General features: G+C 68.8%; 19 protein-coding genes. 10 read left to right on the top strand and 9 right to left on the bottom strand.

The genetic code is table 11. The features are described from left to right. The 3 genes from IM660_RS17850 to IM660_RS17860 all read right to left on the bottom strand — a co-directional run bounded on the left by IM660_RS17850 (window position 1) and on the right by IM660_RS17860 (window position 1,229). On the bottom strand, window positions 1–279 hold the full coding sequence (locus tag IM660_RS17850) for a metal-sensitive transcriptional regulator (protein ID WP_193497110.1): 279 nt from the start codon (window positions 277–279) through the stop codon (window positions 1–3). Between the two features lie 4 nt (window positions 280–283). Then, window positions 284–454 carry a hypothetical protein gene (locus IM660_RS17855; protein WP_193497111.1) on the bottom strand — a complete coding sequence of 57 codons (171 nt, stop codon included), beginning with the start codon at window positions 452–454 and terminating at the stop codon, window positions 284–286. A 70-nt stretch (window positions 455–524) separates the two neighbouring features. Next, window positions 525–1,229: a M50 family metallopeptidase gene (locus IM660_RS17860; RefSeq protein ID WP_193497112.1), complete on the bottom strand. Its 705-nt coding sequence runs from the start codon at window positions 1,227–1,229 to the stop codon at window positions 525–527. 232 nt (window positions 1,230–1,461) lie between these two features. On the opposite strand from IM660_RS17860, the gene IM660_RS17865 reads away from it, so the two are divergent. Further along, entirely contained in the window at window positions 1,462–4,122 is a 2,661-nt protein-coding gene (locus IM660_RS17865; RefSeq protein WP_193497113.1) for a lamin tail domain-containing protein, read from the top strand. A 95-nt stretch (window positions 4,123–4,217) separates the two neighbouring features. Here IM660_RS17865 and IM660_RS17870 read toward each other — a convergent pair whose 3' ends face one another. Then, entirely contained in the window at window positions 4,218–5,228 is a 1,011-nt protein-coding gene (locus IM660_RS17870) for an NADP-dependent oxidoreductase (RefSeq protein ID WP_193497114.1), read from the bottom strand. Window positions 5,229–5,267: 39 nt separating this feature from the next. Beyond that, entirely contained in the window at window positions 5,268–5,654 is a 387-nt protein-coding gene (locus IM660_RS17875; RefSeq protein WP_193497115.1) for a DUF1304 domain-containing protein, read from the bottom strand. A 103-nt stretch (window positions 5,655–5,757) separates the two neighbouring features. On the opposite strand from IM660_RS17875, the gene IM660_RS17880 reads away from it, so the two are divergent. The 3 genes from IM660_RS17880 (at window position 5,758) to IM660_RS17890 (ending at window position 11,036) form a co-directional block, all read left to right on the top strand. Next, window positions 5,758–6,348, top strand: a complete 591-nt coding sequence (locus IM660_RS17880) for a TetR/AcrR family transcriptional regulator (protein ID WP_193497116.1) — start codon at window positions 5,758–5,760, stop codon at window positions 6,346–6,348. Between the two features lie 68 nt (window positions 6,349–6,416). Further along, window positions 6,417–8,489: a RecQ family ATP-dependent DNA helicase gene (locus IM660_RS17885; RefSeq protein WP_193497117.1), complete on the top strand. Its 2,073-nt coding sequence runs from the start codon at window positions 6,417–6,419 to the stop codon at window positions 8,487–8,489. Window positions 8,490–8,627: 138 nt separating this feature from the next. Continuing rightward, complete coding sequence (locus tag IM660_RS17890) at window positions 8,628–11,036, top strand: DUF11 domain-containing protein (protein WP_193497118.1); 2,409 nt, start codon at window positions 8,628–8,630, stop codon at window positions 11,034–11,036. Window positions 11,037–11,230: 194 nt separating this feature from the next. Here IM660_RS17890 and IM660_RS17895 read toward each other — a convergent pair whose 3' ends face one another. Beyond that, window positions 11,231–11,917, bottom strand: coding sequence for a hypothetical protein (locus IM660_RS17895; protein ID WP_193497119.1), 687 nt, complete (start codon window positions 11,915–11,917; stop codon window positions 11,231–11,233). Between the two features lie 150 nt (window positions 11,918–12,067). After that, on the bottom strand, window positions 12,068–13,132 hold the full coding sequence (locus IM660_RS17900) for a small ribosomal subunit Rsm22 family protein (protein ID WP_210769018.1): 1,065 nt from the start codon (window positions 13,130–13,132) through the stop codon (window positions 12,068–12,070). A gap of 201 nt (window positions 13,133–13,333) precedes the next feature. Between IM660_RS17900 and IM660_RS17905 the strand changes: the two genes are divergently transcribed. The 3 genes from IM660_RS17905 to IM660_RS17915 are packed head-to-tail and all read left to right on the top strand — an operon-like array spanning window position 13,334 to window position 17,456. After that, window positions 13,334–15,940, top strand: coding sequence for a circularly permuted type 2 ATP-grasp protein (locus IM660_RS17905; RefSeq protein WP_193497120.1), 2,607 nt, complete (start codon window positions 13,334–13,336; stop codon window positions 15,938–15,940). Then, window positions 15,937–16,995 carry a transglutaminase family protein gene (locus tag IM660_RS17910; RefSeq protein WP_193497121.1) on the top strand — a complete coding sequence of 353 codons (1,059 nt, stop codon included), beginning with the start codon at window positions 15,937–15,939 and terminating at the stop codon, window positions 16,993–16,995. The genes IM660_RS17905 and IM660_RS17910 overlap by 4 nt, the downstream gene beginning before the upstream one ends. Next, complete coding sequence (locus tag IM660_RS17915) at window positions 16,995–17,456, top strand: PPOX class F420-dependent oxidoreductase (protein ID WP_193497122.1); 462 nt, start codon at window positions 16,995–16,997, stop codon at window positions 17,454–17,456. Before IM660_RS17910 ends, IM660_RS17915 begins: the two co-directional genes overlap by 1 nt. Before the next feature lie 79 nt (window positions 17,457–17,535). On the opposite strand, the gene IM660_RS17920 is transcribed toward IM660_RS17915, so the two are convergent. After that, entirely contained in the window at window positions 17,536–18,837 is a 1,302-nt protein-coding gene (locus tag IM660_RS17920) for an FAD-binding oxidoreductase (protein WP_193497123.1), read from the bottom strand. Window positions 18,838–18,937: 100 nt separating this feature from the next. Then, window positions 18,938–19,705: a type I methionyl aminopeptidase gene (gene map, locus IM660_RS17925; RefSeq protein WP_193497124.1), complete on the bottom strand. Its 768-nt coding sequence runs from the start codon at window positions 19,703–19,705 to the stop codon at window positions 18,938–18,940. A 1,273-nt stretch (window positions 19,706–20,978) separates the two neighbouring features. On the opposite strand from map, the gene IM660_RS17930 reads away from it, so the two are divergent. From IM660_RS17930 to IM660_RS17940, 3 genes are all read left to right on the top strand, one after another. Further along, window positions 20,979–21,422 (top strand): (deoxy)nucleoside triphosphate pyrophosphohydrolase, encoded by a 444-nt coding sequence (locus tag IM660_RS17930; protein ID WP_246465023.1) that lies wholly within the window; start codon window positions 20,979–20,981, stop codon window positions 21,420–21,422. Window positions 21,423–21,458: 36 nt separating this feature from the next. Next, window positions 21,459–22,070, top strand: coding sequence for a TetR/AcrR family transcriptional regulator (locus IM660_RS17935; RefSeq protein WP_193497126.1), 612 nt, complete (start codon window positions 21,459–21,461; stop codon window positions 22,068–22,070). 287 nt (window positions 22,071–22,357) lie between these two features. Then, the gene (locus tag IM660_RS17940) at window positions 22,358–23,005 is read left to right on the top strand and encodes a biliverdin-producing heme oxygenase (RefSeq protein WP_193497127.1); all 648 of its coding nucleotides are present in this window, start codon (window positions 22,358–22,360) and stop codon (window positions 23,003–23,005) included. Window positions 23,006–23,032: the final 27 nt, after the last annotated feature.

Below are 23,032 nucleotides of genomic sequence, written 5' to 3' on the forward strand. Positions count from 1 at the left end.
TCAGGCGAGGGACAGGAACAGCTTCTCCAGCTCCTGCGTCGTGAGCCCGTCCTCGGACTCGGCAACGCCGTCGGGATCAGCGAGGCACTCCTTCATTGCTGCGGAGACCACGGTGAACCCGGCGCGGTCCAAGGCAGTGGAGACGGCCGCCAGCTGGGTGACGACGGCCCGGCACGATCCCCCCTCCTCCACCGCGGCGATCACCGCATCGAGCTGACCGCGGGCGCGGCGGAGGCGGTTGAGGATCCGGCGCTGGGCCTCGGCATCTTGCGTGAGCATCGGATCAACGCCCCAGAATCCGGGCGAGGAATCCGGGCCGGGGCTGCTGCTCGGCCAACGGGTGTCCGGGGCACTGCTGCGCCTGGGGCACTGCCCTCATCACCTGGTCGACGTGCTCACCGCAGCCGGCCCAGGTGGTCTTACCGCAGGTGTCGCACGAGACGGGACGGCACATGGGGGTTCCTTTCGATCGAATCTCAGACAACTATACCCCCTAGGGTATCGCATCCTCGTTGTCGTCGAGGTCAGGGCAGCACCGCGATGATCGCGAGCCCGGCCCACCAGGTGAGGACCCCCAGGACCATGACGAAACTGGCCATCCACAGCAGCCGCGGAACAGGGGTCAGCGCCGCCAGCACTGCCGGGTCGCTACCCCGGCTGCGGTCGCGGGCCACCGAGCCGAGGTGCCGCCACGATCCGACCAGCAGGAGCGCACCCATCCCCAGCACCGCCAGTCCCTGCCAGAGCGGGTCCGCCGCCCACCACAGCAGGCCGACCACGGCGATCACGGCGAGCAGGACGACGGCGGTGAGGAACGAGCGCACCCGGATCAGCGAGCCGAGCAGAACCACCAGGGCGAGCGCCAGTACCGGGGGCGCCCAGCCGTGGGCTGCGGCGACGATGAGGACGGCCCCGACCACCGCCGGGGCGGGATAGCCGGCCCAGGTGGTGGCGATCCGGCCGAATCCGCGCGCCGGACCCTGGGTGACCGCATGCCCGGAGGCGTCCATCCGCAGGACGAAGCCAGTGAAGCGCCTGCCACAGAGAACACCGACGACGGCGTGCCCCAGCTCGTGCACGAGCGTCACGCCGAGCCGGGCCGCACGCCAGGCGGGGCCCAGCACGACCACAGCGACCACGAGCCCGAGCAACACCAGCAACTCCCGGGCCGTGGGCGCGAGCGCGTCCACCGGGCCGATCCGGTCGACGATCTGCTGCCACCACTCCATCCGGCTGAGCCTATGCGCCGCCGCTGACCGGACCGACACAGCCGCGTGGAGCGCGGCGAGATAGTGCCGCACACGGGCGCCGTCGTGTCGGTTCGGTCAGCGAGGCGGCCGGTAGGAGCGCGAGGTGCTGCTGGAGCCGTCACCCGCCGGCACCCGGGCGTTCGCGGCTCGTTCATCCAGTGTTCGCCACGCCCCGAGAGGATCACAGGTGGCCCCTACCGAAGGAGCACCTGTGCGCCGCACGCTCTCCCTCGCCACGGTCGCCGCCCTCGTGGGCAGCGCGACCGGTGGCATCTTCCTCGCTGCACCTGCTGCCGCCGCCGAGACAGACGTGCGGATCAACGAGGTGCAGTCCAACAGCGCGGACAGCTCCCCCGACTTCGTCGAGCTGACCAACGCCGGCACCGAGAGTGTCGACATCTCCGGGTGGATCATCCGCGACGACGATGACACTCACACCTTCACCATCGCCGATGGCACCGTGCTCGAGCCGAGCGCGTACGCCGTGTTCGAGACCAACGAGGTCGCCGACGGCTTCGGACTGGGCTCGAATGACATGGCCCGCCTGTTCACCCCCGACGAGACGCTCGTCGACTCCTACGCCTGGACCGATCACGCCTTCACCGAAGGACGAGTGCCCGATGGCACCGGCGAGTTCACCGACACCGAACCCACCCCCGGCACCGCGAACGTGGAGCGGAACGAGCCGCAGTGGTACGACGCCGAGGAGACCATCGCCGTCAACGAGGTCATGTCCGATGACCCGGACGACGGCGAGGACTGGGTGGAGCTGATCAACGACGGCGACGCTGAGGTCGACCTCTCGGGTTGGATCCTGCGCGACGACAGCGACCTCAAGGCCCTCCCGATCGCTGCGGGAACCACGCTCGAGCCGGGCGAGTTCCTGGTGATCGAGACCAACATCACCGACGACGGCTTCGGCCTCGGCAAGAACGACATGATCCGCCTCTACGTCGCCGATGGCCTCGGGCTGGTCGACTCCTACGAATGGACCGAGCACGCGTTCACGGAGGGCCGCGTGCCGGACGCCACCGGAGCCTTCGTCGACACCCGCCCCACCCCGGGTTCGGCCAACGTGGCCCGCGACGCGGAGAGCCCGGTCGTCATCAACGAGATCGAGTCCAACGGCGGCATCGGCGACTGGGTCGAGCTGGCCAACACCGACACCGAGCAATCGGTGGACCTGACCGGCTGGACCCTCATCGACAACGACCCCACGCACCCGCCCGTCGAACTCTCGGGCGAGATCGAGTCCGGCGGGTATGCGGCGTTCATGACCCAGCCGAACTTCGGACTCGGCAACCCGGACAGCGTCACCCTGCGGGATGCCGAGGGCATCGTGGTGGACTCGCTGGCCTGGCAGGACCACGCCCCGATCACGCTCGGGCGCTGCCCGGACATGACCGGCGCCTTCGCCGAGACCTCCGAGAGCACCCATGAACTCCCGAACGCGTGCGACGAGATCGTCGAACCGGAGATTGAGGCCGAGCCGTGGCCGTTCGCCAACGAGATCACTGACGCCGTGGCGGCGGGCACCTTCGGTGAGGACATGTCGGGCATCGACATCGCCACGGACGGCACTGTGTACGCGGTCAACAACGGCACCTCCGAGCTGGTCACGATGGTTGCCGAGGGCGATCAGTACGTAGTGAGCGGCTCCCAGGTCGTCACCTATCCCGACGGCGGAGGCGAACCGGACACTGAGGGCGTCACCGTGACCGAGGACGGCCAGATCTTCGCCTCCACCGAGCGTGACAACGCCGCCGGTGGCACCAGCCGCCCGTCAGTGCTGCGCGTGGACACTGAGACCGGGACCGCCACCCACGAGTGGAACCTGGCTGACATCACCGGCCCGCTCAGCGCGAACGGCGGCTTGGAGGGGATCGAGTGGATCTCCGACGCCGACGCCACGGCACTCGGGGTCCGCGACGCTGACGGCGCGGTCTACGACCCGGCCGCGTACGGCGAGCACTTCGGCGGCATCTTCGCCGTGGCCGTGGAGTCCACCGGTGACATCCACCTGGTGGTGCTCGAGTCCGACGGCACCGCCACCCACCTGCAGTCCGTCGCCCCGAGCGAGGCCATGTCGGCTGCGATGGGCCTGGACTGGCGCGCCGGCGCCAACGAGCTGTGGGTGCTGTGCGACGAGTCGTGCGACAACCGCACCTCGGTGCTCAGCTTCGATGACGGCGAGCTGACACGAGCGCTCACCTACCACGCACCGACCGGGATGAACACGAGCTACACCAACGAGGGCATCGCATTCGACTGGTGCGACGTGAACGACGAGGTGGCGCCGGGAGTGCTGTGGATCTCCGACACCGCCCACGACGGCGTCTCCCTGCGAGCGGCAGCCGGTGAGGAGTGCGTCGAGCCGACCGATCCGGAACCTACTGACCCCGAGCCGACCGACCCCTCGACCGAACCTGTTCCCACCCCGGACGAGGACCTCACCGAGGACTCCCGCGGGAGTGTCACCGCTCCGACGACGGCGGAGCGCGGGGATTCGATCGAAGTCACCGTGGCGGGCAACGAGGGTGAGCAGGTGCACGTGTGGTTGCACTCGGATCCGGTACTCCTGGCCACCGGCACCGTGGCAGATGATGGGACGACCACCATCACCATCCCGGCTGACGCCACCCTGGGCGACCACCAGATCGTGGTCCAGGCCGCCGACGGCACCCTAATCGGCTGGGCTCCATTGGAGATCGTGGCCGCGGACGGCAGCGGTACGGATGGCGATGGCTCCCTGGCAGAGACAGGGGCCGCCGTCGGGCCGGATCTTGGGCTGGCGGCGCTCGGAGCAATGCTCCTGGGTGGGCTGCTGATCGGTGCCGCACGCGCAGCGAAGGTACGTGACTCGATCCGCTGATCACCACCGCACGAAGGGCCGCACCCACGCATCGGGTGCGGCCCTTCGCGCATGTCGCAGCCAACGGGGCCGGGTCAGCTCCGTCCTTGCCATCGTCAGACGCGCACGAGCATCTTGCCGGTGTTCGCTCCGCGCATCATGTCGAGGAAGGCATCGACTGTGTTCTCGAATCCGTCGACGATGGTCTCGTCGTAGGCGATTCTTCCCGCGGCGAACCAGGCTGTCATCTTCTCCGAGAACTCGGGCGCCAGGTGGAGGTAACTCGCGAGGGTGAATCCCTGCAGGGTGAGCGCGCGAGTGATGATGTTGGCCATATTGTCGGGCCCGGGGCTGGGCTCGGTGGCGTTGTAACTGGAGATCGCACCGCACAGTGCGGCCCGGCCACCGTCGTTGAACACGGCGAGCGCAGCCTCGAGGTGGTCACCGCCGACGTTGTCGAAATACACGTCGATCCCGTCAGGGGCGGCCTGCGCGAGTTGCCCGCGGATGTCGCCATCCTTGTAGTTGAAGGCGGCGTCGTATCCGTACTTCTGAGTCAGTAGCGCGACCTTCTCGTCCGATCCGGCCGACCCGATCACACGCTTGGCCCCGAGCAGTTTCGCGATCTGTCCGACCGCGGTGCCGACAGCACCAGCCGCTCCGGAGACGAACACCGTGTCTCCCTCGCGCAGACCCGCGATGGTCGTCAAACCCACATACGCGGTCAGTCCGGTCATCCCCAGGATGTGCAGCCGCAGCGAGAGCGGCAGGCCCGGCACCTCGGGCACCACGGTGAAGGTTCCGGCATCCGCCTGCACCGCATCGGCCCAGCCGTGCTGGTGCAGCACGACCGCTCCGACCGGAACATCATGGGCAGCAGATTCGATCACCCTGCCGATGGCTCCGCCAGTGATCGTCTCACCGAGTGCGTAGGGAGCGACGTAGCTGCGGACGTCGTCCATCCGGCCCCGCATATAGGGATCGACCGAGATGAACTCGTTGCGCACCCGCACCTGCCCTTCCAGCAGGTCGCCGTGGGTGGCCTGCACGGTCTGGAAGTTCTCGTGCGTCGGCCAGCCTTCCGGGCGGGACGCGAGCTGGATCTGCGTGGAATTGAAGTGCGGCATGGAGGTGTGGTCTCAACTTTCTCTTTGAATGGTGGGTGGTCACGCGGTCAGTGCGATGGCGAGAACGATCACGCCGAGCGCGGGAAGGATGCCCTGCTTCATCGCGGCCGCGAGTTTGTCGGGGCTGGAAATCGCCAGCACCAGGCTTGCTGCCGCCATCGATCCGGCACCGGCGAATAGGAGCGCCGCTCCTGCCGCACTCTGGCCGGCGGCGAACAAGATCATCCCCGTGAACACTGCAATGGCGAGGAATAGGTTGTAGAAGCCTTGATTGAAGGCGAGCGCCTTGGTGGCCTGAGCCTCCGCCTCACTGGTGCCGAAGACGGCACGAGCGCGCGCCCCCGTCCACGCGATCGACTCCAGGTAGAAGATGACGATGTGGACCAGCGCCGCGACACCAGTGAGCACGAGTCCCGCGATGATCATGTGGATTCCCTTTCGGTGGCCCAGACTGGGCTGGACCGATTCTGTAACGTTCGGTCCAGTATATACTGGACCGGACAGTCTAAAAAGTCGAGTGGGGAAGATCATGGCCAGAACACAGAGCTTCGACCGCGACACCGTGGTGCGAGCAGCACGTGCGACGTTCTGGCACTCCGGCTACTCAGGGACCTCCGTCCCCGACCTGGAGGCAGCCACAGGTCTGAGCCGCTCCAGCATCTACAACGCCTTCGGCTCCAAACGGGGGCTGTTCGACGCAGCCGTGCAGAGCTATCTGGATGAGGTAATCCGCCCGCGGCTGCGTCCGATGCAGAGCGAGTCCGTCGAACCTGACGCCGTGATCACCTACCTCACCGGGCTAAGCGATGCCTTCTCACGTGCGGACTCCATGTCCGCGACCAACGGGTGCCTCCTCGTCAATACGGCCGGGGCTCCCATCGCCCAGGACGTGCACGTCGCCGCAGTCATCGCCGATTACCGCCGCGAGCTACACGAGGCACTCACCCGCGGAATCGAAGCACATCACCCCGCAGCCGAGCCGGCGGAGGTGACCCAGCTGGCCGACACGGTGACCGGCCTCATCGTCGCAGCCTTCGCGCTCGCCCGTATCGACCCGATAGCGGCATCGCGGAGCATTGCAACCGCACGCGAACTCATCGAGCAGACGCAACAGCCCTAGTCGCCCACCAGAGCACTGCTGTGGATAGACGCTGACGAGTTTCACCGGCAGCAGGCAGGATGGAGGTAATGACATCCACCGCTGAGTTCCTCGCCGCCACCATCCGCTCCGTGGCCGGGCCGGAGGCCGCACCGCGCCCGGATCAGGAACGGGCCGTGACCGAACTGGTCGACCACGGCCGGCGGGTGCTGGTGGTCCAGGCCACGGGGTGGGGCAAGTCCGCGGTCTACTGGGGGGCGACGGCGGCACTGCGCTCCCGGGGTGCAGGTCCCACCTTGGTGGTCTCACCACTCCTGGCACTGATGCGGGACCAGATCGCCGCGGCCGAGCGGGCAGGGCTGCATGCTGCCACGATCAACTCCACGAACATCGAGGAGTGGGACGAGGTTCTGGCCTCACTTGCCGCCGGGACGATCGACGTCCTGCTCATCTCCCCCGAGCGGCTCTCAAACCCGCGCTTCGCCGAGCGCCTACCGCAGCTGCTCGCACGTACCGGGATGCTCGTGATCGACGAGGCCCACTGCGTCTCGGACTGGGGGTTCGACTTCCGGCCCGACTACCAGCGGCTCACGCGGACCTTGCTCCAGCTCGCGCCCGGCACGCCGGTCCTAGCCACCACGGCGACGGCGAACGCCCGGGTGACCGAGGACGTCGCCGCCCAGCTGGGTGAGGCGACCGTCACCCTACGGGGCTCACTGGCCCGCGCCTCACTCCGCCTGGCCGTCGTCCCGGGGCTGAGTCCGCTGGAACGCTACGCTTGGGTGGCCGAGGCGGTCGGGCAGCTCCCCGGCTCTGGCATCGTGTACGCCCTGACGGTCGCCGAGGCCGAGCGGGTGACCGGGTTCCTGCAGGCCCAAGGTCTGGACGTGGCCGCCTACACCGGCAAGACGGAGAACCGGACCGAGCTCGAGGACCGGTTGCGGGACAACCAGGTGAAGGCGCTGGTAGCGACGTCAGCACTCGGCATGGGCTACGACAAGCCCGATCTCGCCTTCTGTGTGCATCTCGGCTCGCCCGCCTCACCCGTGGCCTACTACCAGCAGGTCGGACGCGCCGGCCGAGCGCTCGACAACGCCATCGCGGTGCTCGTGCCCTCGGACGCCGATGAACGCATCTGGGAGTACTTCGCCACGGCCGGGATCCCCGATCCGGAACAGGTCGATCGAGTTCTGGAGGTGCTGGCGCGCGAGGGCGGTCTGGACGAGTCCGGTCATCAGCTGGCCGTCTCGGAGTCGGCGATCTCGACCGCGACCGGCATCCGGCCCGGACGTCTGGCCACGCAGCTGAAGATCCTCGCCGTCGATGGCGCCGTCGAGCGGGTGCGTGGCGGCTGGGCTGCCAGCGGCCAACCCTGGCACTTCGATGAGCAGAAGTGGTCCTCACTACAGAAGGTACGAGCGACCGAAGCCGATCTGATGCGCCGCTACGCCCACGGCGAGGGCTGCCTGATGCAGTTCCTGCAGCAGGCCCTGGATGATCCCGACCCACGACCCTGCGGTCGCTGCTCGGTCTGCGACGGGCACCTGCCCCCTCCCGGCGCCCGCCCGAGCGAGGACCTGGTTGTCACCGCCCGCCAGCACTTCCGCGGCCTGGACAGCATCGTCGAGCCCCGCAAGCTGTGGCCGTCTCGCCTCGAGGGCGTACGCGGGAAGATCGGTCCGATCATCGCCGAAGGGCGAGCCATCGCTTTCGCTGACGACCCCGCTTGGTCGGATGTGCTGGCGCGACTGTGGGTCGACGACCAGGAGGCTCCGCCGGAGATCCTGCAGGCTGCCGTCGCCACGCTACGCCGGTGGGCACCTCATTGGCAGCGCCCGACGGCGGTCGTCCCCATGCCGTCGCGACGGTATCCCCGGCTCGTGGGTTCCGTTGCGGACCACCTCGCCCAGGTGGGCCACCTTCCCGTGGTGGAGGCGCTGCGGGTCAGCGGACCGCCGCCATCGGACGAGGCGGCCTCGGGTGTGCGGGTCTCGCAACTGCTGGAGCGAACGGGCGTGGTCGACGGAGTGGAGCTGAACGGGCCGGTCCTGCTCGTAGACGACACGATCCGCACCCGATGGACGGCCACCGTCGCTGCACACCTGCTCAGCACGGCTGGTGCAGGGCCTGTCCTACCGTTCGCGATTCACCAGCTCCCCTGACACGCGGTCCACCAGTTGAACGTCCGTCAAAGGAAGAAATTGAACGCCTGGACAGGATGGGGGCGGATGCGGTTGGGTAGCACTCGGCAGTAGACCGTCAGCGGCTGGGAGGCCGCACGAGCCTCGGGGGAGGACGCGATGCCGCGCGCACCGCATGAAGTCACAGACAACCGGACACGACGGCCGTGGCGGGCTCGAGGCGGAGCACTCCTCGCCGTCGTCGCTCTCATCGCCGCCGCGCTGGGAACGACGGCACCGTGGGCAGCCGCTCCCGCGAGCGCTGCTCCGGGCGACCCGTTCGACGCAGCCGATCCGTTGGTCTTCGTGGGCCAGGAACAGCCGACGGGGCTCTACCAGGCGATCACCAATGCCGACGGCGAGGTGGAGTTCGAGACCGAGGGCCCCACGTCCCCAGTTACCTACAACGCACTGGCGTACAACACCGACGACAACTACCTGTACGCCATCGTCAACAGTGACGACAGCCAGGAGTTCCCCGAGGGGTCCTTAATCCGCATCGGGCAGGAGGGAGTCCTGACCCGCGTCGGCACGGAGACCTACAGCACGTCGATCGTCGGAGCCTTCGGTGACGACGGCTTGTACTACAGCGCACGGCCCGAGAACGACGAGCTCCAGGTGATCGACGTCGCCACCGGCGCCCTGGTCGACACCATCGAGCTCAGCCAGCCGATGTACACGGCAGAGATCGGCGGACCCGACTTCGCGCTGCTCGATGGCTACTTCTGGGGAGCGGGCAGCGGGGCGATCACCCGCACCGATCCTGCGACCGGCGAGGTGACCTACTTCCCGGGCGTTTTCTCGGCAGACCTCGCGATTGCGGGTGCCGCCTGGACCTTCGGCAACGGCAACCTCGGCTTCTCATTCAACGCCTCCGGGAGCGTCATGCAGCTCGCGGTCGAGAACCCGGATGCCGACGCCCCGACCTTCACGGTGGTCAGCACCGGGCCTGGCCCGGCGAGCAACAACAACGACGGCGCCGCCTCACCCGGTCAGCCCACCGACCTCAGTGTGGACAAGACCGGCCCGGCAGCGCTCGTGCCTGGCGGCACGATCGAGTACACCATCACCGTGACGAACCACGGCCCCGGCAACTCGTCCGGTTTCATCGTCAGTGACACGATCCCGGAGATGCTGCTCAACCCTGACACGGACGAACCGAACTGCACCGTCGCCGAGGGGACCTTCACCTGCATCGGCGGACGGACCGAGGCTGGCACGTCGGTGGACTTCACCATCAGCGCCGAGGTCCCGGACGACCTCGACCCGCAGACGCTGGTCGAGAACACCGCGACTGTCTCCGCGAACGAGGAGGACCCGGACGAGGAGAACAACACCAGCACCTCCGGTGGCGCCGTCCCCGAGGTGCAACTCGAGAAGGAGGTCGCCTCGATCGAGGATGCCAACGGCAACGGCCTCACCGATACCGGTGACCTCGTCCACTACAACTTCACCGTCACCAACACCGGCCTGGTGGATCTGAGCGACATCGCGATCGAGGACCCGTTGCTCTCCGAGCCCGCCACCTGCCCGGTCACCGACCTTGCCGCCGGCGACAACACGGTCTGCACCGCCACCTACGCCCTGACCCAGGGCGACGTCGATGCCAGCTGGGTGGCGAACACGGCCACGGCAAGCGGTGTGCCCTCCGGGGCGGAGGAGCCGATCACCTCGGAGCCGTCGACCACCGGCGTGGAGATCCCGGCAGAGCCGGAACTCACGATCACCAAGACGGCCGACCCGGCAACGGTCGACTCCTACGTCGTCGACCAGGACATCACCTACACGTTCCTGGTGACCAACACCGGCAATGTCACCCAGACGCAGGTGGAGGTCGTCGAGGGCGAGTTCACCGGTAACGGCGACCTCGGCCCGATCACCTGCCCCGACGGCGCCGGCGACAGCCTGGCTCCCGGTGACAGCTTCGCGTGCACCGCCTCCTACACCCTCACGCAGGAGGACATCGACGCCGGATCGGTGGAGAACAGCGCGACAGCCACCGGCTTCCCGCCGGGAGGGGAGATCCCGATCGAGTCGCCCCCGTCGACGGTGACGATCCCGCCCCCGGCTGAGCCGGCCCTGAGCGTGGTGAAGACCTCCGACACGGTCAGCGTCCAGGAAGCCGGTCACGTGATCACCTACTCGTTCCTGGTGACCAACATCGGCAATGTCACGATCGAGGACGTCACGATCGACGAAGGTGAGTTCACTGGTGCGGGCGAGCTGGAGCCGGTCACCTGCCCGGCAGCGGCCGCTGCCCTCGCTCCGGACGAGGAGGTCGTGTGCACCACGACCTACGAGGTGGTCGAGGCCGACCTCACCGGTGGCGAGCTCAGCAACACTGCGACCGCGACCGGCGCCACCCCGGGTGGTGACCCGGTGACCTCACCGGAGTCGAGCACGACGACGGACACGGTGGCTCCGCTGCCCACCACCGGTTCCTCGGTGCTACCGATCGCCGCCATCGCCCTGCTGCTGGTGGGTGCGGGTACGGCGCTCGCGGTCGCACGCCGCCGCGGCGCGAACTGAGATGGTCCCGGTCCGCGTCGCTGACGCGGACCGGGACAGTCGCAGACTTACCTCCGCCCGCGCATCCGCTGAGGGTACGCGGGCGGACCCATGCCTGGCCAGCCTCAAGTCTGGCTCGCACAGTCGCAGCCGGCGACCCCGAGCACCGCTCACTCCGAGGGCCGGACCCTTCCTAGGCTGCGCTCAGCTGCCGGTCAGGAAGTCCGCACCAGCGGTCGCCACTGGTGCGGTTCGAGCGCCGGGACTTCGCGGGCGGCGAGCCCGGCCCGGGCACGGCTGTGAGCGATGACCTCCTCGAGCAACCGATGCAGCCGCTCGTCCGGATCCGGCACACACGCCTCCGCGATTCCCCGGACGGCGATCTCCGTGATCGCGATCGCGGAGGAGTCCCGCACATCCGGGCGCGCGATGCGCCGCGCGAACGTCGTCGCCCAACTGCGCAAGGCTGCGTACTCCGCGAGTTTCGCGCGCGCCCACCCCACCACTGCTGGCTGCGCCGGAGTGGTGTAGCGGCCGAACTCTCCCACCGTGCGACCGATGCCAACGGCCAGAGCACGCTGCCGGGACTCCGACGCCACCGGCAGGGCGTGGACCGCCGCGATCAACGCGATCTCGTCCTCGAGCCCACGCCCGAGATCACGCAGCCCGATCACCCCGGGGATGAGCGCCGCCAGGCGCGGACGAGCCGCATCGCTGGTGAGGTCGTTCACCAGGCGGGCCAGGTGGGCGAGGGACTCATCGGTACACGCGGGCGCATCGCTCCAGGCTTCACCCGCCAGGAACGAGGCGAGTTCCATGAAGCACGCACCGCGGCGAGGGTTGCGGTGGCGGCCTCTCGCGAGCATCGGCATCGATGCAGACATCGACACTGTGGCGGACATTCTCGACACCTCCAGCAGACGGCTGACCACCAGTGTCCAACTGTTCGGTCGCTCCCGCCACAGGAGGGCGACCAGTCGGTCGAGAAGCGAGCGGGCTGCGGGCCAAGCCGGCACGCGGGTCACCGTGCGGCGAACACTTCCTTACACCTGCTAGGCATCCTCACCTGCAGGATCCCACCCCTGCCCCCACGCGACCTTCCGCGCAGCCCGGAACGCCGCCTTGTCACGTTTGGAGACGGTCACCTCACGTGCCCGACCGTCGGACTCGCACAGCTGCAGCCGCACATGACCAGGTCGCACCTGCGGATGGCGCAGCACCCGGGCCGCGGCCGGCTGTACCGGGAGCCGGGTGGCTGCGACGTAGGCGAACTTCTCATCCTCGAACCCGCGCGAACCCCCCTTGGCCTGCCGGTGGGCAGCCGTACGCTCAAGCCGGGCCGCGGCGTGACACCAATCGCCCGGTCCGAGCGGGCAAGCGAGCTCGTGCGGGCACGGTGCGGCGATCCTCATCCCAGCCTCGAGCAGGCGTTCGCGCGCACGGAGCACGCGGGCGTACCCGGCCGGGGTACCCGGTTCCACCACCAGCACCGTGCCGGCGCTGCGCGCCAGCCGATCCACGACGGCGTCCCTGCCCTGCGCGTCCAGCTCACCCAGGACGTAGCCGGCCAGAGCGAGCCCCGCAGTACCGTCCGCTTTCCGGGCAGCCTCTTCTGCACCTGACCCCACCTCGCCTGGCCGAGCCGCAACTGGATCAGCCGCACCCGGACCGTCTGCATGTGAACCCGTCCGGTCCAGACGGAGGTCCTGTCGGTCCACCTCGACGGGCGCCTCCGCGAGCATCCTCACCGCGAGGTCCAGTGCGTCGGTGGCATAGTCGGCGAGGGTGACGGCCGAGAGCGAGTCAAAGGTGTCGATCGCTGCCCAGGTCATCGCGCCGGTCCCCGCTCCGAGATCCAGCACCCGGGACGGTTCCAGGGAGGGCACTGCCATGGCCAGCTCAGCGAGTGCTGCTCGGGCGGCCGCGAACGTGGCGGGCATCCGGGCGAGCACGTAGGCGACGGCCCGCAACCGCGAGTCCATGATGGGCTGCGCCGCTGGCTGATCGGCGAGGTACCGCCTGCTGAGGGCCTGCGCAGCCCGGTGCAGGTCCGCAGCTGGGTGCTCGGCCGTGACCGAGGAGGTCGCGGCCACGAGTGCGGCGGGGAGCGGGTGCACCGGCCCAGTATGGCCTGCCCTGCGGCGCACTCCGCCCCCCGGCAGTGCGATCACACCCGCAGTCCTAGACACCCGCGGTGCCACCAGCACCAGTCATCGCCGGTCAAGGATGCGCCAAACCAGGCTCGCGCGCATGGGCACGATCTTTGCCGACGCATTACACTACGGGGGTCGGCGAACCAAGCGAGAGAGTGGAGCACTGTGCCCGACCTCCTCGCCTCCTACCGTGCCGCGGGCCCGGGGCACGACGAGATGCTGCAGTCCACCGGTGCTGCGCGCGCGGCATGGGACCAGATGGCCGACCTCGCCCAGGTGCAGTCCTGGGAGCAACTGGCCGAACGCCGTCAGGAAGTGGCCCTCCTCCTGGAGGACCACGGTGTCCGGTTCGGCATCGGGGGCGATGCCGAAGCCCAGACGCCCGGTGCGGCCAGGCCAGACGGGACGGGTGGGACGGCTGGGACGACTGGGAACTCGACCGGTCAGACGACAGCCACGACCGACTCGCCCTGGCAGCTCGACCCCCTGCCGGTGATCCTGGACGAGCTCGAGTGGGCGCAGGTGGAGACCGCTCTGCGCCAGCGCGCGATGCTGCTGGATGCGATCCTCACCGACCTCTACGGCCCACGGCGCCTCATCGGTGACGCGGCGCTTCCGCCAGAACTGGTCCTCGCCCACCCGGGGTTCCTGCGGGCCGCGGAAGGGATTGCCATTCCCGGCCCCCATCAGCTGTTCCTGTACGCGGCGGACCTCGCGCGCAACGCCGATGGCTCCTGGGTGGCTCTGTCGGACCGCACCCAGGCTCCGTCGGGTCTCGGCTTCGCGATGGAGGACCGGCGCGTGGTCTCCCAGGTGCTGGCCGGCTCCTACCGCCAGGCACGGATCCGGCGAATGGGGCCGTTCTACCACGCGATGCGGACCGCACTGCAGGAGGTCGCGCCGGCCGGGGGTGATGCTCCACGTATCGCCCTGCTCACCCCGGGACCGTACTCGGAAACGGCATTCGACCAGGGCTACCTCGCCACCATGCTCGGCCTGCCGCTGGTCGAGGGGGAGGATCTCGTCGTCTCCGACGGCCGGCTGTGGATGCGTTCGCTCGGCGGCCTCGAACCGGTGGACGTGCTGATCCGGCGGGTGGACGCCGAGTTCTGCGACCCGCTGGACCTGCGGGGCGACTCGGTGCTCGGCGTCCCTGGTCTGGTGCAGGCCGCCCGCAGCGGCGCTGTGACCGTGGTGAACCCGTTCGGCGCCGGCGTGCTCGAGAACCCGGCCCTGATGACCTTCCTACCGCGCCTGTGCCGGCAGGTACTTGGTGAGGAGCTGCTGCTCGGCTCCGCCGCGACGTACTGGTGCGGTGAGCGCAGCATGTGCTCGCACGTGATCGCCAACCTGGATCGCCTGGTGATCCGACAGACCGTCCCGGGTGGGTACCAGCGCAACGGCTGGGAACTGACGGTGGCCGAGCGGGCCGACCTGGCGACCATGATCGCGGCGGACCCGCACCGGTGGGTGGGGCAGGAGCCGGTGGACGCCTCCACCACGCCGACGATCGGGGAGGAGAGCCTGCAGGCCCGTCCGACGACGTTGCGCACTTTCACGCTCGCCCGGCCCTCGGGGTATCAGGTGCTTTCCGGCGGGCTCGCCCGCGTCGACCTCGACGAGCGGCACGAACGCTTGGACCACGCACCACGCTCGCCTATGGCGGGTGCAGCCGCGAAGGACGTGTGGATCCTCTCCGCCGAACCGCAGCCGGTGCAGGACCCGTGGCTCACCGACGATGGCGCCCCCTATCACCCGACCGTGCCGGCGATCTCCCCTGGCGCTGCGGAGGATCTGTTCTGGTTCGGTCGCTACAGCGAGCGAGCCGAGGCCACCGTCCGGCTCGTGCGTGCAGTGGCCGACCGGTGGGAGGACTACCACCTGACCCCGCACAGTGCGGGCGGCCGGTCGTTGGAGATCCTGATGACGGCGCTGGCTGGCGTGACCACTGATGCCGGCCTGGATGACGTGGTGCTTGACGAACGACGACCGGGATCGGTCGCCTTCGCTGTCGCCCATGCCGTGCGGGCGGCGACCGGGGTACGCGACCAACTCTCCGGTGACACCTGGATCGCACTGTCGGCGGCCGAGCGTGCCCTCGCTCGGGGCCGGTCGCGGCGTGCCCGCACCGTTGGACCGGAGCTGGAACTGGACGGGGTTCTCACCCGGACGCTGGAGGCATTGCTCGCCCTCGCCGGCATCGGCAACGAGGCGATGATGCGCGATGTCGGCTGGGCCCTGATGGACGTGGGCCGGCGGCTCGAACGCGCCCAGCACTTGGTACAGGTGCTGGCAGCCACGGTGACGGTGCGGCGCGATCGCGTGGTGGACTCGATGGTGCTGGAATCGGTGCTGATCGCACACGAGTCGGTGATCAGCTACCGGCGGCGTTCCCAGACGACGGCGCGGCTGGAGGCGTTCCTCGAGCTGTTGCTGATGGACTCCCGCAACCCCCGCTCACTCGCCCACCAGCTCACCACGCTGCGCACGGACCTGGACTCGTTGCCGACGGCCGCGCACAACGCCCAGGTGCGCGACCAGTTGCTGGCGGACCTGGGGGATCTGCTGGCGGAGCAAGATGCGGCCGCTCTGGCCGCTACCGACCCTGCTGGTGACCGCCGCCGGCTGGCGGAGCTGCTGGAATCGTTGGACTGGCGGCTACGTGATCTGGGGGAGGAGATCGCCCGGGTGCACTTCGCCCACCCGGTGCCGATCCAGTGGGCCGACGCAGCCGGCACCTGGGTTCCCCGCCGTGAGGAGGTGACCTCATGAGCACCGGCGACGGAAGCGCACCCCAGGCGCGCGCGGCAGAAACGACCCGGCACTATCGCCTGACGCACACCACGACCTACCGGTATCCGGCGGCCGTGACGTCCTCCTACGGCCGGGCCACGCTGCTGCCACGCCCTGGTGGGGGTCAGCAGGTGCACAGCAGCGGGCTGGTGATCGACCCAGTCCCGGACGTCGTCGCCGAGCACCGGGACTTCGCCGGCAACCGGTCGGGGTTCTTCCACGTCACCACCGAGCACGAGGTGCTGCGGGTGGTCAGCCACGCGGTGATCACCACAGGCCGGCGCCGCAGCGACATCGCACGCCTGCCCACCACCGGCTGGGAGGAGGTCGCCCAATTGGTGCGCACGATCCGGATGGGTGCGCCCGGTACGAGCCGGGACAACCCGAACACCGTGGTGGCGATCGCCGATGCACGGTTGCCTTCTGCGATGGTCGACACCGACGAGAGCGTGCGTGAGTACGCCCAGGAGTCCTTCACCCCCGGGCGCCCGCTGGTCGAGGTCATCATGGAGCTGACGCACCGCATCAACACCGACTTCACCTACGCCCCCGGCTCCACCTCGGTGAGTTCGCGACTGCCGGAGGTGCTCGCCGGGCGCAAGGGTGTCTGCCAGGACTTCGCGCACCTACTCATCGGGTGCATGCGGTCGATGGGCCTGGCAGCACGGTATGTCTCCGGCTACATCGAGACGCGTCCACCTCCGGGGAAGCCGAAGTTGCGCGGGGTGGACGCCTCGCACGCGTGGGCGGCGGTCTGGCTGCCTGACGGCGGATGGGTGCAGGTAGACCCGACCAATGACCAGGTGGTCGACAGCCGGTACGTGACGATCGGCTGGGGCCGGGACTATCGCGATGTCGCCCCGTTGCGTGGCATCGTGTTCACCGACGGCTCCGGTTCGCAGCTGGACGTGGGCGTGGACCTCTGGCCCCTTGACGGCGGCGAGGTGGCCGGTGCGGTGGCTGAGGTGGACGATCTCACCGCTGAGTGGCGAGACGGCTGCGGCACCACGACAGGACGAAGGAGTGCAGATTGATGGCGATCGCGACGAACACCCGAGTGGGACGAGCCGAGTTGGAGGAGTTCCTGCGGCCCCGGCATCGCGGGATCGTGATGACTCTCAGGTCTGACGGCGGACCGCAGCTCTCCCCCGTGGCCTGCGGTCTGGACAACGAGGGCCGTCTGGTGGTCTCCACCTACCCGGACCGAGCGAAGGCGAACAATGTGCGTGCCCGCGAGCAGGTGGCTGTGTGCGTGCTCTCCGACGAGTGGAACGGCCCCTGGGTGCAGGTGGAGGGTGCCGGCGAGATCATCGACCCACCGGATTCGGTGGAACCACTGGTGGAGTACTACCGGGCCGTGGCTGGGGAACACCCGGACTGGGACGAATACCGGGAGGCGATGGTGCGTCAGGGCAAATCGCTGTTGCGGCTGACCATCACGCGTTGGGGCCCGATCGCGACGGGCGGGTTCCCGGCACACGTGGCACCCTCCTGAGACGATCCCTTGCGAGCTCACGTCTGACGTTGCCCTCCTGGCGGCCACCTCCTGACTCGTGGCGCCAACGCCCCGGCGCTCAGTACAGGGCGTGCGCCGCCGCGAAGATCCCGTCCGGATCCACCCGCTCCTTCACCGCCCGCAGACGTTCGAGGGTGGTCGGTGGGTACATCGCCGCGGTGACGTCCGGACCTCGGTCGAGAGAGAAGTTGCCGTAGATCCCGGCGTGGCCGAACACGCCTGCCTGCGCCTCGCGCGCAGCAGCGATCGCCTCCTCCGGCGCGTCTGCCGGCAGCAGCGCGTTCGCGACCGCGAGCACGCGTGCGTCCCGATGCGCGAAGGCCGTCTCCTCGGCGCGGACCCGTCCGAACGCACCGCCGAGCCCGCGCAGCAGGAGCATCGTCGGCGCCTGGCCCGCGGCCAGGGCGGCGAGCTGATCGAGTGCCTCGCTTGTCAGGTCCGGCAGCACGCGATTGCCCCCGACGAAGGTGACGGGAATGTCCTCGGGTGGCGTCGGGCCCAGCAGATCGGAGTAGTGGCAACTCTCGATACGCTCCGAGCGCAGACCCTCGACGGCGAGCAGCGGCGCGACGACCTCCCTCGCCTCACCCACGGTGCCGTCGAGCACCAGGTCGACCAGCCCGCCAGCCGGGAACTGCGGGCTGATATCCGGCATGACGGCAAGGGTCGAGTTGACCGTGTCAGGCGCCTCGGCCATCACCTGCCACCACGCCTCCATCAGCGAGCGGGTGGCTGAAGGCTCGTATCCGAGCTCGACCCGCACGAGGTCCGGCGCGGGTGCCGCCTCGATCCAGATGCGGGTGACGACACCGAAGTTGCCGCCCCCGCCGCGCAGCGCCCAGAACAGCTCGGGGTCGTCCTGGGCGTCGACCATGCGGATCCGGCCGTCGGCGGTGACCAGCTCGATCCCACGGAGGGAGTCGATCGTCAGTCCGTGGGTGCGCACCAGCCACCCGATCCCGCCACCGAGGACGAGTCCACCCACACCCACCGAGCCGGTGTCCCCCGAGGTGACCACCAACCCGTGCGGGGCAAGCGCCGCGGCCACCTCGGCCCACACGGCACCGACGCCGATCTCCGCCGTGGAACCGGCAACGGTGACGCCGTCCAGCCCGCTCAGGTCGATGAGGGCGCCATCAGGGCAAGGCGCGCTCCCGTGCCCGCCCGAGCGCACCTGGATTCGGAGCCCGGCCGATGTGCACGCACGGACGGCGGCGGCCACCTCCTCGGTGGTGCGGGGCCGGAGGACGACCTCGGGTGTGGCTGGCGCTCGGAAGAGGTGAGCTCCGCCGTCGTACTCGGACGTTCCGGGAACGTGTGCGAACGGTGAGACGTGGTCAGGCAAGTCAGCGAGTGGCATGCGCCCTACGCTTGCACCGCCCACCGACACTGACAAGGGAGATTCGGCGCATACGGCCCTGGGACAGTCACGTCAGCCCGCACGTCAGCCACAGCCGGCGTCAGTCGCGGGCGGTGAGCACCAGCGGCCCGTCCGGTGTGATGGCCACGGTGTGCTCGGAATGCGCACCACGGGAACCATCCTTCGAGCGAAGTGTCCAGCCGTCCGGATCCGTGTAGATCTCGTCGGTGCCGAGCATGAACCATGGCTCGATCGCGATCACCAGACCGGGCCGCAGCGCAAGCCCGCGCCCGGGGCGCCCGGTGTTGGGAACGTGCGGGGCACCGTGCATCTCCCGGCCTACGCCGTGGCCACCGAAGTCGGTGTTCACCGGGTAGCCATAGGAGGCGGCAACCTCACCGATCGCAGCAGAGATGTCGCCGATCTTGTTCCCCACGGTCGCCACGTCGATGGCGGCGGCGAGCGCCTCCTCGGTGGCCCGGATGATCCGCTGATCCTCCTCGCGGGGAGTTCCGACGATCACGCTCCGCGCGGAGTCGCCCACCCATCCGTTGACGCTGACCGCGAAGTCGACCGAGAGCAGGTCGCCGTCCTTGAGCCGGTAGTCGTTGGGCAGCCCGTGCAGCACGGCGTCGTTGACGGAGGTGCACAGCACCTTCCCGAACGGGCTCGCCCCGAAGGAAGGGTGGTAGTCGATGTAGCAGGACGTCGCGCCCTCCTCCCGGATCATCCGGTGGGCGAGGGCGTCCAACTCGTTCAGGGAGACACCGACATCGGCCGCGTCTGCGAGCGCATTCAGCACCCGGCCCACGAACGCACCGGCGGGACGCATCGCCTCGATCTCGGCGGGAGTCTTCAACTCAATCACCGCTCCAGCGTAACCGTCCGCCGGACGAGCCGGACAGGGCGGCAGGCGCGCAGTCGGCAGGCTCATGGTCCGCCGGCTCGCCGAGCGGGTGGGGTGAACATCACACGAACGATCGCCGGCGGGCGGTGTGTCTGGTCTGATCCGGCCCGGACGTGCCGCCATGATGGGAGCAGGCAGAGCGAAGGCCCCTCGGAATAGGCGTCCGAGGGGCCTTGCTCATCTCCTGAGGTTCTCGACGATTCAGTCGACCGCCTGCGCCACCGGAGGGGTGGCGGCACAACTCAGGAGAGGATCCATCCGGGGCCATCCAATCAGCGTCTGCACGCCTCGCCGCAACCTGAAGCCGAAGCGATCATCGGTGGGATCCCGGGTGAACTCGAGTCCCTCGGCCGGGTGCGCCGTCCTGCAGCGTCCCGCAGGGGGCACGACGCGGGGCGTGTGGAGCGAACTCCTCACATCCCTGCGCTGCACGTCCCAAGCGTCCCTGGTTCGTGCTCCGCATGGGTCCAGGTCCGTCCGGGGAACTCCTGCGCCGGCCGGTCTCCCGGTCCGCCGCTCTCACACTCCCCGGGATCACTCCCTGGAACCTCGCGGTTGTGATCTCGGCTCGCCCCTCACGGAATCCGTTCGGTGCGATCCGATCTCACGCCGCCCGTCCCGCAGTCTCCTGCGGAGCGGTCCGGTCACGTTCAGCGAATGGTGACCTTCAGGCTGCCGATCCGTCTTCCCCGGTCGACCGCCTAGGTTTCCCCTGCGGCGCTCGTGGATATCGGACCCGCATCCGTCAGGACGTCCGTCCCGCCTTCTGCGACCGAGTCGGTGAACTCGATGTGTCATGTGTAGTCCGCGTCACACTCCGGCGCAAGGGGTTCGGAGGACGAGTTTTGACCCCGCTTGCGGTGCACAGCGTTGTCCACAGCGTGACCTGCAAGGACGCGATCTGTGCACAGACCTGTGGAGCAAATCTGTGGACAACCCCCACATCTCCACATCGACAACCGACCCTCTCAGCCCATCCAGTCGGCTCGCCGCCTCTCCAGCCGGGTGCACGTGGAACGCCCGGTGAACAGCCCGACCGCGGGCTCCGACCACAATCGGCGTGATCGCATGCACTCGCGTCGCTCGTTCGCACGTCGTTCACCTCGTTGGTCACCTGTCTCCACGTGGTCCACAGCCGTGACCTGCACGGATGCCCGGTGTACACACACCTGTGGACAAGCACTGTGGACAACCTGCGACCGTGAGCGTGCAGGCGCGCCGTTACGATCGCGGTGTGACTGCCGCCTCCCACTCCCGCCTCGTCGTGGCCGCGGCGATCGTGGACGACCTCGATCGCCCGGCCCAGTTGCTTGCCGCACGCCGGAGCGCACCGAAGTCACTGGCGGGTCAGTGGGAGTTCGCCGGGGGCAAGGTCGAGGAGGGCGAGGATGACCTCGACGCCCTGCGTCGCGAGCTGGATGAGGAGCTCGGGGTCTCGGTCGAGCTCGGCGATCGGATCCCTGGCCCAGCGGGCGGCGACTGGCCCATCCTGCATGGCCACGCCATGCGGATCTGGTTCGCCCGGATCACCGACGGCACCCCGGAACCCCTCGCCGACCATGACGCGCTGCGGTGGCTACCGCTCGAGAATCCGTTCGACGTGCCATGGCTCGAACCAGACCTCCCCGTGGTCCACGCCGTGCGAGCCATCGGTCGAGGGAACGAATTTTCCGACTGATTCGCGGCATCTGTCACGAAATGCGATGATGACGGCGTGCCCAAGATCATCGGCTCCACGCTCGCTGAGCACCGTGAGCACGTCCGGACCCAGCTCTTCGGCGCGCTCTCACGCCTGATGACCGAGTCCGGCTTCGACTCGGTCAGCCTCGCCGACATCGCGGCGGCTGCCGGGGTCGGACGGACGTCTGTCTACAACCACTTCCCCGACAAGGAAGCGTTGCTGCTGAGCTTCATTGAGCACGAGACGGCCAAGTTCGTCGCCGACCTGCGGGTGTCGCTGCAGGACGTGGACGATCCCGAGCAGCAGCTGCGGGTCTACGTGCGCGAGCAGATCAACCTCAAGACCGTCTACCACGTCACGTCCGGCCCAGACCTACGCTCCGTCGTCTCCGGGAGCACCCAGGCCCGCCTGCGCGAGCACGTGTGGCAGGTCGCCGAACTGCTGGCCGGGATCCTGCGCGCCGGGATCGCCGCCGGACGGCTGCCCGATCAGGACGTTGAGGCGGTCGTCCCGCTGATCAACTCCTGCCTGTCCGGCCGCACCTTTCCCGATGCCGAACCCGAACGGAGCCGCGCTATCGAGGCCACCGAGCACTTCGTGCTGCGCGCCGTGGGGATGCGCGAAACGGCCCTCACGCCCGCCTGAGCATCCACGCACCATTCAGGCCAGGCGTTCCCACCTGGAACCTCGCACGCCGCTCCCAGGCACGCCGCACCTCGAACCGTGCGCCTTGCGCCTTTGGGTCTCGCGCGCCCACCGCTCGCACCTTCGCGCGTCCACCACGCAGCCACCGTCACGATCGCCGGCGACCGCGCAACACCCTCTTTTCGCAACGTTGATGTTTCGCTAACATCGAGACCACTTGCCAACTTAGGTCGACCTCACCTAGGGTGATGACACACTGTCACGACACTCTGTCAGAACGAGGCCCCATGTCGATCACCTCGATGCAACTCCCGATCAGCGCTCTCCTGCGGGAGGCCACGGGCGAGGCACACTCCCGTGCAGAGTCCACCGGGTTCGTCACCCATTTGATGGCCGGTCACCTCCCGCTCGCTGCGTTCACCGCGCTCGTGAGGCAACACCGCGCCATCTACGCGTCGCTGGAGCGTCTCGGCAAGCGCATCAAGGACCAGCCCGGTGCCGCGGCACTGGTGCGCCCCGAGCTTGCCCGCTCACCAGCCCTGCACCGCGATCTCACCGATCTCACCGATCTCACAGGCGCCGTCCCCGAGATCCAACCGGCCACCCGCCGCTACATCGAACGCATGGACGCGATCGACGATCTGCCCGGATACGCCGCCCACGCCTACACCCGCTACCTCGGCGACCTCTCCGGCGGTCAGGTCATCAAGACGATGATGCAGCGCCACTACGCCCTGACCACAGGGCTGAGCTTCTACAGCTTCGACCAGATCGAGAAGATCCCCCCGTTCAAGGCCTCCTATCGTGAGGCCCTCGACGCCCTCCCTCTCGATGACGCCGGCCGCGAGCGCCTCGTGACCGAAGCGCGTGACGCGTTCGCGTTCAACGAAGCGGTCTTCACCGACCTAGGGAAGCGGTTCCGGCCGGCCGCCTGATCGGGCGACCGTACCCTTGCTGCGCGA

It is taken from the genome of Ruania alkalisoli, from assembly GCF_014960965.1.
GTDB lineage: Bacteria > Actinomycetota > Actinomycetes > Actinomycetales > Beutenbergiaceae > Ruania > Ruania alkalisoli.

Bases quoted from the DNA above. Each gene is read 5' to 3' on its own strand.
- IM660_RS17850 (WP_193497110.1), bottom strand. From the start codon at position 279: ATGCTCACGCAAGATGCCGAGGCCCAGCGCCGGATCCTCAACCGCCTC.
- IM660_RS17855 (WP_193497111.1), bottom strand. From the start codon at position 454: ATGTGCCGTCCCGTCTCGTGCGACACCTGCGGTAAGACCACCTGGGCC.
- IM660_RS17860 (WP_193497112.1), bottom strand. From the start codon at position 1,229: ATGGAGTGGTGGCAGCAGATCGTCGACCGGATCGGCCCGGTGGACGCG.
- IM660_RS17870 (WP_193497114.1), bottom strand. From the start codon at position 5,228: ATGCCGCACTTCAATTCCACGCAGATCCAGCTCGCGTCCCGCCCGGAA.
- IM660_RS17875 (WP_193497115.1), bottom strand. From the start codon at position 5,654: ATGATCATCGCGGGACTCGTGCTCACTGGTGTCGCGGCGCTGGTCCAC.
- IM660_RS17880 (WP_193497116.1), top strand. From the start codon at position 5,758: ATGGCCAGAACACAGAGCTTCGACCGCGACACCGTGGTGCGAGCAGCA.
- IM660_RS17885 (WP_193497117.1), top strand. From the start codon at position 6,417: ATGACATCCACCGCTGAGTTCCTCGCCGCCACCATCCGCTCCGTGGCC.
- IM660_RS17890 (WP_193497118.1), top strand. From the start codon at position 8,628: ATGCCGCGCGCACCGCATGAAGTCACAGACAACCGGACACGACGGCCG.
- IM660_RS17895 (WP_193497119.1), bottom strand. From the start codon at position 11,917: ATGTCCGCCACAGTGTCGATGTCTGCATCGATGCCGATGCTCGCGAGA.
- IM660_RS17910 (WP_193497121.1), top strand. From the start codon at position 15,937: ATGAGCACCGGCGACGGAAGCGCACCCCAGGCGCGCGCGGCAGAAACG.
- IM660_RS17915 (WP_193497122.1), top strand. From the start codon at position 16,995: ATGGCGATCGCGACGAACACCCGAGTGGGACGAGCCGAGTTGGAGGAG.
- IM660_RS17920 (WP_193497123.1), bottom strand. From the start codon at position 18,837: ATGCCACTCGCTGACTTGCCTGACCACGTCTCACCGTTCGCACACGTT.
- IM660_RS17940 (WP_193497127.1), top strand. From the start codon at position 22,358: ATGTCGATCACCTCGATGCAACTCCCGATCAGCGCTCTCCTGCGGGAG.